The sequence below is a fragment of the Komagataeibacter oboediens genome, from assembly GCF_003207815.1.
Classification (GTDB): Bacteria; Pseudomonadota; Alphaproteobacteria; order Acetobacterales; family Acetobacteraceae; genus Komagataeibacter; species Komagataeibacter oboediens.
In genome coordinates this window covers 102,566-114,710 of sequence record NZ_NKTX01000002.1, presented here as the reverse complement: position 1 = coordinate 114,710, position 12,145 = coordinate 102,566, and the positions used below count along the sequence as shown (strand labels likewise).

General features: G+C 64.0%; 14 protein-coding genes. All 14 read right to left on the bottom strand.

The genetic code is table 11. From position 1 onward, the window contains the following. Positions 1-13: 13 nt before the first annotated feature. Complete coding sequence (gene leuD / locus CFR80_RS02425; protein WP_110507065.1) at positions 14-637, bottom strand: 3-isopropylmalate dehydratase small subunit; 624 nt, start codon at positions 635-637, stop codon at positions 14-16. A gap of 2 nt (positions 638-639) precedes the next feature. Continuing rightward, entirely contained in the window at positions 640-2,043 is a 1,404-nt protein-coding gene (gene leuC, locus CFR80_RS02420) for a 3-isopropylmalate dehydratase large subunit (protein WP_010512892.1), read from the bottom strand. Between the two features lie 139 nt (positions 2,044-2,182). Continuing rightward, on the bottom strand, positions 2,183-2,578 hold the full coding sequence (gene rplS / locus CFR80_RS02415) for a 50S ribosomal protein L19 (RefSeq protein ID WP_048855707.1): 396 nt from the start codon (positions 2,576-2,578) through the stop codon (positions 2,183-2,185). Positions 2,579-2,609: 31 nt separating this feature from the next. Next, positions 2,610-3,356 carry a tRNA (guanosine(37)-N1)-methyltransferase TrmD gene (trmD, locus tag CFR80_RS02410; protein ID WP_010512890.1) on the bottom strand — a complete coding sequence of 249 codons (747 nt, stop codon included), beginning with the start codon at positions 3,354-3,356 and terminating at the stop codon, positions 2,610-2,612. Continuing rightward, a complete protein-coding gene (gene rimM / locus CFR80_RS02405) occupies positions 3,353-3,904 on the bottom strand; it encodes a ribosome maturation factor RimM (protein WP_110507064.1) in 552 nt (183 codons plus the stop codon). The genes trmD and rimM overlap by 4 nt, the downstream gene beginning before the upstream one ends. Positions 3,905-3,949: 45 nt before the next feature. Further along, on the bottom strand, positions 3,950-4,294 hold the full coding sequence (gene rpsP / locus CFR80_RS02400; protein WP_010506467.1) for a 30S ribosomal protein S16: 345 nt from the start codon (positions 4,292-4,294) through the stop codon (positions 3,950-3,952). A gap of 58 nt (positions 4,295-4,352) precedes the next feature. Continuing rightward, positions 4,353-5,747, bottom strand: a complete 1,395-nt coding sequence (ffh, locus tag CFR80_RS02395; RefSeq protein WP_010512888.1) for a signal recognition particle protein — start codon at positions 5,745-5,747, stop codon at positions 4,353-4,355. A 189-nt stretch (positions 5,748-5,936) separates the two neighbouring features. After that, the gene (locus tag CFR80_RS02390; protein WP_010512887.1) at positions 5,937-6,458 is read right to left on the bottom strand and encodes a periplasmic heavy metal sensor; all 522 of its coding nucleotides are present in this window, start codon (positions 6,456-6,458) and stop codon (positions 5,937-5,939) included. A 143-nt stretch (positions 6,459-6,601) separates the two neighbouring features. After that, positions 6,602-7,387 carry a phosphate ABC transporter ATP-binding protein PstB gene (gene pstB, locus CFR80_RS02385; protein WP_010512886.1) on the bottom strand — a complete coding sequence of 262 codons (786 nt, stop codon included), beginning with the start codon at positions 7,385-7,387 and terminating at the stop codon, positions 6,602-6,604. Then, a complete protein-coding gene (gene pstA, locus CFR80_RS02380; RefSeq protein WP_048855705.1) occupies positions 7,384-8,295 on the bottom strand; it encodes a phosphate ABC transporter permease PstA in 912 nt (303 codons plus the stop codon). The genes pstB and pstA overlap by 4 nt, the downstream gene beginning before the upstream one ends. Beyond that, complete coding sequence (pstC, locus tag CFR80_RS02375) at positions 8,296-9,258, bottom strand: phosphate ABC transporter permease subunit PstC (RefSeq protein WP_010512884.1); 963 nt, start codon at positions 9,256-9,258, stop codon at positions 8,296-8,298. Between the two features lie 179 nt (positions 9,259-9,437). After that, positions 9,438-10,343: a nucleoside hydrolase gene (locus CFR80_RS02370; protein ID WP_010512883.1), complete on the bottom strand. Its 906-nt coding sequence runs from the start codon at positions 10,341-10,343 to the stop codon at positions 9,438-9,440. A 322-nt stretch (positions 10,344-10,665) separates the two neighbouring features. Beyond that, the gene (rnhA, locus tag CFR80_RS02365) at positions 10,666-11,166 is read right to left on the bottom strand and encodes a ribonuclease HI (RefSeq protein ID WP_010512882.1); all 501 of its coding nucleotides are present in this window, start codon (positions 11,164-11,166) and stop codon (positions 10,666-10,668) included. Then, a complete protein-coding gene (locus tag CFR80_RS02360; protein WP_010512881.1) occupies positions 11,166-12,134 on the bottom strand; it encodes a homoserine kinase in 969 nt (322 codons plus the stop codon). The genes rnhA and CFR80_RS02360 overlap by 1 nt, the downstream gene beginning before the upstream one ends. Positions 12,135-12,145: the final 11 nt, after the last annotated feature.

Sequence of the window (12,145 nt, the reverse complement as noted above, 5' to 3'; positions counted from 1 at the left end):
GCGGCGCGCGCCCTCAGTCAAGGACGATATGCGGGATCCACGGCTGTGCTTTCGCACGGCGCTGCTCAAAGGTGGTGATCGCCTTTTCATGCTGCAGCGTCTGGCCAATATCATCCAGCCCTTCCAGCAGCAGCTGCCTGCGCAGCGGATCGACATCAAAGGGCACTTCCTGCCCGTCAGGGCGGACAATGACCTGCCGCGCCAGATCAACCGTCAGGCGGGAATTGGCGCCCTGACGGGCCTCCTCCATCAACTGCGTGCACACGTCACGCGGCAGGGCGATGGGCAGGATGCCATTCTTGAAACAGTTGTTGTTGAAAATATCGGCAAATGACGGCGCGATCACGCAGCGGATACCAAAATCCAGCAGCGCCCACGGCGCATGCTCACGCGACGACCCGCAGCCAAGGTTGTCATAGGTGATCAGGATCTCGGCCTTGCGGTATGGTTCCTGATTCAGCACGAAATCAGGGTTTTCCGTGCCATCGGGCCGGTAGCGCATGCTGTCAAACGCATGCACGCCCAGACCCGAACGCTTGGTGGTCTTGAGGAACCGCGCCGGAATGATCTTGTCAGTATCGATGTTCTCTTCCGGTAGGGGGGCGGCGACGGCCGTAAGGACGGTGAATTTATCCATTGTCAGATCAGCTCCCGCACATCAGTCAGGGTTCCGGTCACGGCAGCGGCAGCGGCCATGGCGGGGGACAGCAGGTGCGTACGACCGCCGGGGCCCTGCCTGCCCTCGAAATTACGATTGGAGGTGGATGCGCAGCGCTGCCCTGGCGTCAGCCGGTCGGGATTCATGCCAAGGCACATCGAACACCCGGCCTCACGCCATTCAAACCCGGCCTCAAGGAATACCTTGTCCAGCCCTTCCTCTTCCGCCTGCGCCTTCACGATGCCCGAACCGGGCACGATCATCGCCCGCACGCCCGGCGCGACCTTGCGGCCTGCGGCAATGCTGGCAGCAGCGCGCAGGTCCTCGATCCTGCTGTTGGTGCACGATCCGATGAACACGACATCGACCGGCGTACCCGCGATCTTCTGCCCGGCTTCCAGCCCCATGTAGTCCAGCATGCGCTGCATCTGCGCGCGCCGCGACGGATCGGCTTCACTGGCCGGATCAGGCACGTTTCCGGTCACGGGAATGACGGTTTCAGGGCTGGTGCCCCATGTCAGCACGGGCGTGATATCTTCCGCGCGCAGTTCCACCACACGGTCGTAATGGGCCCCTTCGTCGGATGCCAGCGTCTTCCAGTAGGCAACAGCTTCGTCGAACGCCTCGCCCTTGGGCGCGAAGGGACGGCCACGGACATATTCGAACGTGGTCTCGTCAGGCGCGACCAGTCCCGCGCGGGCGCCTGCCTCGATCGACATGTTGCAGATCGTCATGCGGCCTGCCATGTCGAGGTCACGGATGGCGGACCCCGCGAATTCGATCACATGTCCCGTGCCGCCCGCCGTCCCGATATGGCCAATGATCGCCAGCATGATGTCCTTGGCGGTCACGCCGGGGCCGACCTGCCCCTCAACCACGACCTTCATGTTCTTTGCAGGCTTCTGCAGGATGGTCTGGGTTGCCATCACATGCTCGACCTCGGACGTGCCGATACCGAACGCCAGTGCCCCCAGCGCACCGTGGGTGGAGGTGTGGCTGTCACCACACACGATGGTCATGCCCGGCAGCGAGATGCCCTGCTCCGGCCCGACAACGTGCACGATGCCCTGACGCGCGGACAGCAGCGGAAAATACGGCACGCCGAATTCCCTGACGTTGCGTTCCAGCGTCTCGATCTGGTTGCGGCTGTCGGCTTCCTCGATCGGCAGGGTGCGGTCGGAAGTGGGCACGTTGTGGTCCACCACCGCGATCGTCGCATCGGGGTGACGCAGGCGGCGGCCGCTCAGGCGCAGCCCTTCGAACGCCTGCGGGCTGGTGACTTCATGCACAAGGTGCCGGTCGATGTAGAGGATGGCCGTCTTGTCCGGAAGGGTTTCGACCACATGGCTGTCCCATATCTTGTCGAACAATGTGCGCGGGGCCATCTTGATATTCCTCTCCCGGACGGAAACAGGCCGCCATCACGCGCAGGATACGCACGCAACGGGCAGCCACGAATTCTTGCATGAAAACGGTTCGCCCGTTTCCACCATGCTGGCGGGAAACGGGCGAAGGATCAGCGTATTACTCGGCTGCGGCGGTGGCTGCAGGTGCTGCAACCTCACGCTTGCGCTCGGCAATACGGGCGGACTTGCCGCGACGGCCGCGCAGGTAATACAGCTTCGCGCGACGGACCACGCCGCGACGGACAACCGTGATGTCCGCAATGGTGGGGGAATACAGCGGGAACACACGCTCCACGCCTTCACCGTTGGAAATCTTGCGCACGGTGAAGTTGCTGTTCAGGCCCTTGTTGGAGCGGGCGATCACAACGCCTTCGTAGTTCTGCACGCGCTTGCGGGTGCCTTCGACCACTTCCACGCCGACGCGCACGGTGTCACCCGGTGCGAATTCCGGCACGGCGCGGATGGCGGTCAGGCGGGCGATCTCTTCCGCCTCATACTTCTGGATGATGTTCATGATCCGGTCCTCGTTCGATAGGATTTCATGTTCAGTTCAGCCGGTCCGCATCGGCACGGGGGCCTGCGGTCCGGGAAATGTCTTGACCCGTACCCGCCTGGTAGGCGGCCCACAGGTCCGGCCGACGCGCCTGCGTCACCGTCTCGGATGCCGCGCGTCGCCATTTCGCGATCGCGGCATGATGACCGGACAGCAGGACTTCGGGCACGTCGCGCCCGTCCCATTGTGCCGGCTTGGTATAAAGCGGATATTCAAGCAGACCGTCGGAAAAGCTTTCCTCGACAGCACTTTCGCCCGATCCCATCACGCCCGGCAGCAGCCGCACGCAGGCATCCAGCAGCACGGTCGCCGCAACTTCCCCGCCCGACAGGACATAATCCCCTATCGAGACCTGTTCGGCACCCGAGGCTTCGAGCACACGCTCGTCCACCCCTTCGTACCGCCCACACAGCACCACGACACCCGGACCCGCCGCATACCGACGGATATCCGCCTGCATCAGCCGCCGTCCACGCGGCGTGGGATAGACCAGCGGTCGTCCCGCAAGGTCAATATCGGCAATCGCGCTCGCTACGACATCGGGGCGCATGACCATGCCTGCCCCGCCGCCAAACGGCGTATCATCCACAACCCGATGCCGCCCCAACCCGTAGTCGCGCATGTCACGCGCCTCCACCGACCAGATACCACGCTCCAGCGCGCGTCCGGCCAGTGAATGCCCCAAGGTACCCGGGAACATGTCGGGAAACAGCGTCAGTGCCGTCGCCTGCCACGTCATGGTGCGTCCCCCTGCCCTGCGGTGCCAGGAAAGCATTCGATGGGAACCTCGATCTCATCTGGCTGGCAGATGGCGATCCATCCCGCGCCGACATTTACCACCGGCACGCAGCCTTCGGTAAATGGCAGCAGGATGTTGCCACCCGGGCCATCGATTTCAAGGCTGGTGCCCGCGCCGTAGTCATGCACGGCAGCCACGCGGCCAACCACACGGTCCGTGCCCTGTTCGCGCGCTTCAAGCCCGACCAGATCAGCGAAATAGAATTCGTCCTCATCCGGTTCGGGCAAGCTGGCGCGCGGCACGTACAGCTTGCGGTTGACCATCTGCTGGGCGGCTTCGCGGCTGTCAATGGCATGGCCCGCCGCGTCATGCAGCCGTGCGATGCCGTTGCCATGCCATGACAGCCGCCACGGGCGACCAAGGTCATCGACCAGCCCGTCATAGGTGGCCAGATCCTCCGCCACGGCGGTGTAGCTGTGCACGTGCACCAGCCCCCGCACGCCATGCGGACGACCCACCACACCCATCAGGACATGATCGCGGTTCATGGGATGACTGCCTGCCTTTCCTGCCTGTCTATCGCGCCAGCAACCTTACGCTGCGGCTGCTTCAGCAGCGGCAGCGGCACGTTCCTGCGCACGCTTCTTGGGCGCGGACTTCTTGGGCTGCTCGTTCCAGGTCGGCTTCGGCGCCAGACCTGCGTTACCCAGGAAACGGGCCACGCGGTCGGTCGGCAGCGCGCCGTTGGACAGCCAGTGGGTGATGCGCTCGGCAACCAGACGCACGCGGTCGGCGTGGTCGGACGGCAGCATCGGGTTGTAGGAACCAACGCGCTCGATGAAGCGGCCATCACGCGGGGAACGGCTGTCAGCCACGACGATGTGGTAGTAGGGACGCTTCTTCGCACCGGCGCGGGCGAGACGGATCTTGAGGCTCATTTAAGACTTCTCCAGACAGAAAAAAGACAAAAGAGAAAACGGAAACGACGTTATGGGATCAGCCGAACGGCGGACGCCCGCCGCCACCGGGGGGGCGCCCCCCATTGGGCATGAGGGCTGACAGGCCCTGACGCATCAGGCCCTTCACCCCCAATTTGCTGAACCGCTTCATCATGGAGGCCATCGCGTCATACTGTTTGAGCAGACGGTTGATCTCCTGCACGGTCGTGCCCGACCCGGCGGCAATGCGCTTCTTGCGAGACGCCTTGATGATGGAGGGCGTACGCCGCTCCTTGCGGGTCATGGATGAAATGATGGCCTGATGGCGCTTGAGGACGGAGGTATCAAGTTCCTTGTCCCCCAGCGCATCCTTCAGCTTGCCCATGCCGGGCAGCATGCCGAGGATACCGGAAATCGAGCCCATCTTGTTGATCTGGCGGATCTGCGCCGCGTAATCGTCAAGATCGAACTTGCCCTGCATCATCTTGAGGGCAAGCTTCTCGCTTTCCTCATGATCCAGGGTATCGGCAGCCTTTTCCACCAGGCCTGCGATATCGCCCAGGCCAAGGATACGGCCGGCCACGCGCTCGGGATGGAATTCCTCCAGCGCGTCCAGCTTTTCACCCGAACCGGTCAGCTTGATCGGCGCGCCCGTGATCGCGCGCATGGACAGGGCCGCGCCACCGCGGGCATCGCCATCCATACGGGTCATGACAACGCCGGTCACGCCCACGGCCTCGTTAAAGGCCTTGGCAGTATTGACCGCGTCCTGCCCGGTCATGGCATCGACCACCAGCAGGGTTTCGGCGGGATCGGTCTCGGCACGGATGGCGCGGACCTCGTCCATCAGCGCCTCGTCGATCGACAGGCGACCGGCGGTATCGAGGATGACGATGTCATACCCCTCACGCCGTCCCGTATCCATCGCACGCTGTGCGATCTGGACCGGGGCCTGCCCCGCGATGATCGGAAGCGACGCCACACCCGCGCGTTCAGCCAGCTGCGCCAGTTGCAACTGGGCCGCGGGGCGCTGGGTATCAAGGCTGGCCAGCAGCACTTTCTTGCGTTCACGCTGCGCCAGACGGCGCGCGATCTTGCCCGATGTGGTGGTCTTGCCCGATCCCTGCAGGCCGACCATCAGGATCGGCACGGGCGGGGCCGCGTTCAGGTTGAGGGGAACAGCGCCCGCGCCGCCCAGTGCGTCGATCAGCGCATCATTGACGATCTTGGCGACGGCCTGACCGGGGGAGATGCTGTCCAGCACCTCGTGCCCCACAGCGCGTTCACGGACCTTATTGACGAAATCCTTGACGACAGGCAGCGCCACGTCGGCATCCAGCATGGCCAGACGCACCTCGCGCATGGCTTCCGTAACATCGGCTTCCGACAGGGCTCCGCGCTTGGCGAGGCCATCGAACACACCGGAAAGCTTGCCTGACAGGGTTTCGAACAACGTATTTCCCCAAAAGAGGACGCGCCACTGCGCGAACCCTCGCGAAGTGACGTGCCTGATTGTTGGTGGGATTTATCCCCTGCCCCCAGCCATGTCAAGCATTACGGGACAGGCATAAAAAAACGGCTGCCCGGACATGCCGGGCAGCCGCCTTCTGACCCTCAGCCTGCATGAAGCAGGCAGGGCGTCTTACTTCTTGGCATCTTCGGGCGCCGGCGGGGCCGTCAGCGCACGCAGCTGCTCATGCAGGCTGGCAACCTTGTCCTGCGTGTCACGGATCTGGTTCAGCTGGTCCGTGGTCAGGATGTCATGGATGCGGATGGCCGTCTGCAGGCGACCGGCTTCATGCTGCTGATGAATCGCGGTGATCTGCTGCTGAAGGCTGACGATCTGGGCTTCATCAACCTTGCCCGGCACGACCAGCAGGTCCTGGATCTGCTTGTGGAGCTGGTGCTCCTTTTCCATGTCGGCACGGAAGTCAGGATGGCTGTCCTGCAGGATGGCCTTCAGCTTCTTGTGCTGCGCGGAGGTCAGCTGCACGTTCCCCAGGAACGGCATGCCGAAACCGCCGGGGCCACCCGGACCACCCATCATGCCACAGCCACCCGGCGGCGGGGGGGGAGCATGGTGGTGCGCGGCGACGGCCTGACCGGAGAAACCTGCAGCCATACCGCCAACGATCGTGGCGGCCAGAATCATTTTCTTCATCATGGGGACCTAGTCTACTCCTGTTATAACTTACCTTCTACCCTGCATGGCGCGCGGTCATCATGCAAGGCCTGTAAGCGTAACGCTACACCAGCGGAGGTGTTCAATGTGTGCAAACCTTGCTACAAAATGTAAGGCATGCGGCCCTATCCGAAACGGCCCGTGATGTAATCCTGCGTGCGATTCTCGCGCGGGGCGGTAAACATGCGGTCGGCGCTGTCCACTTCCACCACTTCCCCCATATAGAAAAAGGCCACCTGATCGGCGCAGCGCGCGGCCTGCTGCAGGTTGTGGGTCACGATGGCGATGGTGAAATCCGCCTTCAGTTCATCCAGAAGTTCCTCGATCCGGGCGGTGGACACGGGATCGAGCGCACTGGTCGGTTCATCAAGCAGGACGACTTCGGGCCGGGTCGCGATGGTCCGTGCGATGCACAGGCGCTGCTGCTGCCCGCCCGACAGCGCGGCCGCCGAATCGTGCAGCCTGTCGCGTACCTCGGGCCACAGGGCGACGCGCTTGAGCACATCCTCGACCCGCGCATCCATGGCGGCACGGTCAAGGCGTTCATGCAGCCGCACGCCAAAGGCGATGTTGTCATAGATCGACATGGGGAACGGCGTGGGCTTCTGGAACACCATGCCCACCCGTGCCCGCAGCACGTTCAGGTTCACCTTCGGGCCGAGAATGTTGCAGCCGTCAAAAATGACTTCCCCCGTCGCGCGCTGGCCGGGATAGAGGTCATACATGCGGTTGAGGACGCGCAGCAGCGTGGACTTGCCACACCCGGACGGGCCGATCATGCCCGTCACCTGCCCCTGCGGGAAATCGATCGAGATATTCTTGAGCGCATGGTTCGCGCCATAATAGAAATCGAGGTTACGCACCGAAATCGCGGCTGGCACCGGCTGTTTTTCCGCCACTGTCATGTTCATTTCCTGTTACGTCCCAGCCCCAGCCGCACGGTTATGTTGATCATAAGGATGCCTGCCGTAATCAGCAGCGCCCCGGTCCACGCCAGCGCGGTCCAGTCTTCATACGCCGCGCCGGCATACTGGTAGATGGTCACCGGCAGGCTGGCCATGGGTGCGGCAGGGGATACCGACCAGTTCATGTTGCCAAGCGAGGTAAACAGCAGGGGCGCCGTTTCGCCCGATACACGGGCAAGGGCCAGCAGGATGCCCGTCGCCACCCCGTCACGCGCGGCGCGCAGGCAGACAAACAGGATGACCCGCCACCGTGGCGCGCCCAGCGCGATCGCCGCCTCACGCATGGACAGCGGCACCAGGCGCAGCATGTCCTCGGTGGTGCGCACCACGACCGGCACCACCAGCATGGACAGCGCCAGCGCCCCCGCCATGCCGGAAAAATGCCCCGTCGGCACCACCACGATCATATAGATGAACAGCCCCACCAGAATGGACGGCGCGGACAGCAGCAGGTCGGATACGAACCGGACCAGATTGATGAACCGCCCGTCCGTGGCCGTAAATTCCGCAAGGTAGATCCCGACCAGCAGCCCCACCGGCGCACCGATCAGCACGGCCAGCCCGGTCTGGATCAGGCTGCCCACGATGGCATTGGCAAGGCCGCCCCCCTGCCCCGGCGGCAGGGTGACATGCACGAACGTAACCCAGCGCAGCCCACCCAGCCCGTTGCGCACCAGCACGAACAGGATGGAAAACAGCATGAGCAGCACAAGAACCGTGGCAAGCCAGCACAGGCCCGTCGCCACCCGGTCCACCATGCGCCGGCGCATATCGGACAGGCTGTTGCCCTGCCACCGGCCGGAAGCACATGGCGCGGCAGTCGCCACGGCTGTCGTGTTCTCGCGGCCGGCCATCTATCGACCCGCCGCCCGGGTGCGCAGCAGCAGCCGCGAACAGACCAGTGTTCCAAGTGAAATCAGCATAAGCAGGAAACCCGCGGCCATCAGCGACGAAAACTTGAGACTTCCCATAGCACTTTCGGGAAATTCCAGCGCGATCAGCGATGCAATGGTATTACCGGGCGAAAACAGCGACCAGCCAATATGGTTTGCGTTGCCGATGACGAACGTGATCGCCATTGTCTCCCCCAGTGCACGACCCAGCCCCAGCATGATCCCCCCCACCACGGATGTGCGTGACCAGGGCAGGATGATGCGGCGCACTACTTCCCACCGCGTCATGCCCAGCCCATAGGCACTTTCCTTCAGCACGGCGGGCATGGACAGGAACACGTCACGCATGACGGCGGAAATGAACGGCGTGATCATGACCGCCAGGATCATGCCACCCGTCAGGAAGCCGGTGCCATAGGGCGCGCCACGGAACAGCGGGCCGATGCCCGGCACGCGCCCCAGCGTATGGCCGGCGAATGGTTCCACGTAATGCGCCATGAAGGGCACCAGCACGGCAAAGCCCCACATGCCGAAAATAATGGACGGCACCGCCGCCAGAAGCTGGATAAGCGTGCCGATGACACCGGCAATGCGGGCCGAAGCAATTTCCGTCAGCCAGACTGCAATGCCGAAAGCCAGCGGCACCGCCAGCGCAACGGCCAGCAGGGCCGTGACCAGCGTGCCGAATACGGGGGCAGCAGCGCCAAAATGCTGGGTAACGGGATTCCACGCCTTGTCCACGATGAAGGCTGGGCCAAACGTCGCGAACGCACCGCGCGCGCCCCACGCCATGACGGCCACCATTCCCCCCAGCCCCAGCAGGATCAGGGCGGCGGCGCAACGCACAATGGTGGCGAATACGGCGTCACCGTTTCCCCTCACCACCCCCGTCAGGGCTGAAGGGGATGTTGCAGACCGATCCATACAGAAGACCTCCGCGCCGCCACACGCTTCACTGTTCTCAACACTCGCGCCCACGGACGCACCGGAATGCGGGGACCAATACTGGACGGAGCGGCGGTTCTGCAACCGTCATGATCGCCTGCGGCCCAAGTTTGCACCAGATCGTTGTATTTTTGTGCAATTCCGATGGTCCGCGCCGGTCATGCCTGCACGCTCAGCAACAGGTCACGCAGCACACCACGCCCCGCATCAACCGACATGCGGTCGAGCAGCAGCACGTTGGGCTGCACGCCCGGCGGCCCCATGCGCCGCGCCACGGTCATGCCACGGGTAAACGCCCCTCGGCATTCCACATCGACATGCGCCATATGCCCGCTGAAAATTCCCGGGCTGAGCAGCGCCAGCAGCGGGGCCACCGCACGCAGCGAAACATCCACCCCGCTGCCCCGCGCGCCCCCGTTGCGTGCCGCCACCAGTTCCGCATGCACCCGCCCCGCGATCGAGGCCGGCACGCGCCCCATCGGTTCAAGCTGTTCCATCCACACCGCATCCGCCTTCAGGCGCGCCGTGCAGTCCAACGGCACGAGGGTGACGGGCACGCCCGCCGCCAGCACCGTGGCCGCCGCTTCCGGATCGGCCGCAATGTTGCGTTCGGCTACTGCCGTGGCGTCGCCATGCACGTAAAACGCCCCGCCATCCACAATCACCCCGTGCAGGTGCGCGCCGATATCGGGCGCCTGCACCAGTGCAAGGGCCAGCGTGGTCAGCGGACCGGAACAGCAGATGCTCACACTGTCCGCAGGACAGGCACGCACGGCCTGCACCAGATGCAGCGCCCCCAGACCGTCCTGCCCCGTGGGCAGGTCGCTGCCCACGCCCCCGTCCCGCACCATCGGGCCGGGACAGCCCGCATGCACCGCCACGTCCTCCAGCCCATACTGGTCCAACAGGTCGCGGGCATGCGCCAGCGCCACCTCGACCTCGGTTGCCCTGCCGCTGAACAGCACCAGCACCGGACGCACATGGTCTGGTACCTGCAGCGCCGCCAGCAGGGTCGCCATTCCCTGCGCGCCGGGTATCAGGTCAAGAATGATGGGGCGTGTCATGAGCATCCGTCCTGCGTTGGGTTGCGCGATTACCGATCGTGGTGACGCGTTACAACAGTTCCGTCAACATCCACATATCGCGACTGTCATTACAGGATCACGGACCTGCCGCCCGCCCACATGGGACGTGGGGCGGGAAACGGGACCAGCCCCGCCCCGGCAGGCCGGTTCAGAACCGACTGCCAACAGGAACGGCAAAGGCCCTCATGGCCGTCTTTTTTTTCAAAAAACAGGGCGTCCGGTGAAGCTTTTTGAAAATAGCTTCACCAGAAACGTCCTGGCAGGGATCGCCGCGCAGCCATGACAGGCAGACCAGCGCGCCTCATTTCCCGCGCTTGGGATAGGGAATGCCCATCGCATCGCGCGCGGCAGTGGCAAGCTGGTCAACGCGTTCGTTATTCACGTCACCGGAATGGCCACGGACCCATTTCCATTCGATGTCATGCTTCGCGCTGACATCCAGCAGCCGCCGCCACAGATCCATGTTCGCCACCGGATCCCCGGATGCATTGCGCCACTTGCGCCGCACCCAGCCCGTGCTCCACCGCGTTATGCCATTGCGCACGTATTCGCTGTCGGTATGCAGCACGATGCGGCAGGGGCGTTTTAACGCCTCCAGCGCCTCGGCGGCGGCGGTCAGTTCCATGCGGTTATTGGTGGTTTCTGCCTCGCCACCCGACAGTTCGCGTTCCTGTCCCCGATAACACAGCAATGCGCCCCAGCCACCGGGGCCGGGGTTGGGTTTGCACCCTCCATCGGTCCAGATCTCCACCAGGTCGGTGGCGGTGGCCGCGTTTTCAGCAGGGGCCATGTCCTCGTTCATCACAGGAATCCTTCATCCATGCGGGACGCGAAGAATTCCATGCGCGCCAGGTAATCCAGCGGGTCCTTGCGCGTTACCAGCGCATCCGCGGGGGTGTTGATCCAGTCATACAGCCGCGTGAGCGTGAAGCGGATGGCCGCTCCCGTGGCAAGGGTAGCCAGGGCCACATCCTCCGCATCCTCCAGCGGGCGGACGTGGCGGTAGGCATCCACCATGGCGCGGGCGCGGGCGGGCACGAAACGGATGTCGTCATCAAAGCACCAGGCATTGATGGTAATCGCCAGATCGTAGGCGTACCAGTCCGTGCAGGCGAAATAGAAATCGATGATGCCCGACAGCCGGCCATCACGGAAAAAGACATTGTCGGGAAACAGGTCGGCATGGATCTGTCCACGCGGCAGGGACGGGTTGTTGCCTGTGCCGGGCCATGCAGGCAGCACGCGGGCCAGCGTCTCCCCGATCGTGCGCACAAGGCCGGAGCGGACGTCGTCCCCCCGCGCCCGACATGCCTGCAGCAGGTCCGTCCATGCCTGAGGCCCCATGGAATTGGGACGTTCGGCAACGTAGCCTTCCCCCAGCAGGTGCAGCCGCGCCAGCGCATCCCCCACCTGCGCGCACATGTCCACGCTGACCTGCCGCGACCAGCCGCCGGGCAGGAAGGTGGTGATGGCGGCAGGACGCCCGCACAGCGTGCGCAGCGTGCGCCCCTGCCGGTCGGCAACCGGCAGCGGGCACGACAGGCCATGCCGGGCCAGATACTGCATGAGCCCGAGGAACCATGGCAGTTCATCCGGGTTTACCCGACGTTCGTACAACGTCAGGATAAAGGCGGCCTGTGTGGTCTTCAGCAGGAAATTGCTGTTTTCCACACCCTCCGCAATGCCGTGGCAGGCGACGGGCCTGCCGATGTCATAGCCTTCCAGAAACGCAGCCAGCGCATCTTCCGGCACTTCGGTATAGACTGCCATGTAACGGTACG

Excerpts from the sequence above, each read along its gene's own strand:
- leuD (WP_110507065.1), bottom strand. The coding sequence starts at position 637 with ATGGATAAATTCACCGTCCTTACGGCCGTCGCCGCCCCCCTACCGGAA.
- leuC (WP_010512892.1), bottom strand. The coding sequence starts at position 2,043 with ATGGCCCCGCGCACATTGTTCGACAAGATATGGGACAGCCATGTGGTC.
- rplS (WP_048855707.1), bottom strand. The coding sequence starts at position 2,578 with ATGAACATCATCCAGAAGTATGAGGCGGAAGAGATCGCCCGCCTGACC.
- trmD (WP_010512890.1), bottom strand. The coding sequence starts at position 3,356 with ATGACGTGGCAGGCGACGGCACTGACGCTGTTTCCCGACATGTTCCCG.
- rimM (WP_110507064.1), bottom strand. The coding sequence starts at position 3,904 with ATGAACCGCGATCATGTCCTGATGGGTGTGGTGGGTCGTCCGCATGGC.
- rpsP (WP_010506467.1), bottom strand. The coding sequence starts at position 4,294 with ATGAGCCTCAAGATCCGTCTCGCCCGCGCCGGTGCGAAGAAGCGTCCC.
- CFR80_RS02390 (WP_010512887.1), bottom strand. The coding sequence starts at position 6,458 with ATGATGAAGAAAATGATTCTGGCCGCCACGATCGTTGGCGGTATGGCT.
- pstB (WP_010512886.1), bottom strand. The coding sequence starts at position 7,387 with ATGAACATGACAGTGGCGGAAAAACAGCCGGTGCCAGCCGCGATTTCG.
- pstA (WP_048855705.1), bottom strand. The coding sequence starts at position 8,295 with ATGGCCGGCCGCGAGAACACGACAGCCGTGGCGACTGCCGCGCCATGT.
- pstC (WP_010512884.1), bottom strand. The coding sequence starts at position 9,258 with ATGGATCGGTCTGCAACATCCCCTTCAGCCCTGACGGGGGTGGTGAGG.
- CFR80_RS02370 (WP_010512883.1), bottom strand. The coding sequence starts at position 10,343 with ATGACACGCCCCATCATTCTTGACCTGATACCCGGCGCGCAGGGAATG.
- rnhA (WP_010512882.1), bottom strand. The coding sequence starts at position 11,166 with ATGAACGAGGACATGGCCCCTGCTGAAAACGCGGCCACCGCCACCGAC.
- CFR80_RS02360 (WP_010512881.1), bottom strand. The coding sequence starts at position 12,134 with ATGGCAGTCTATACCGAAGTGCCGGAAGATGCGCTGGCTGCGTTTCTG.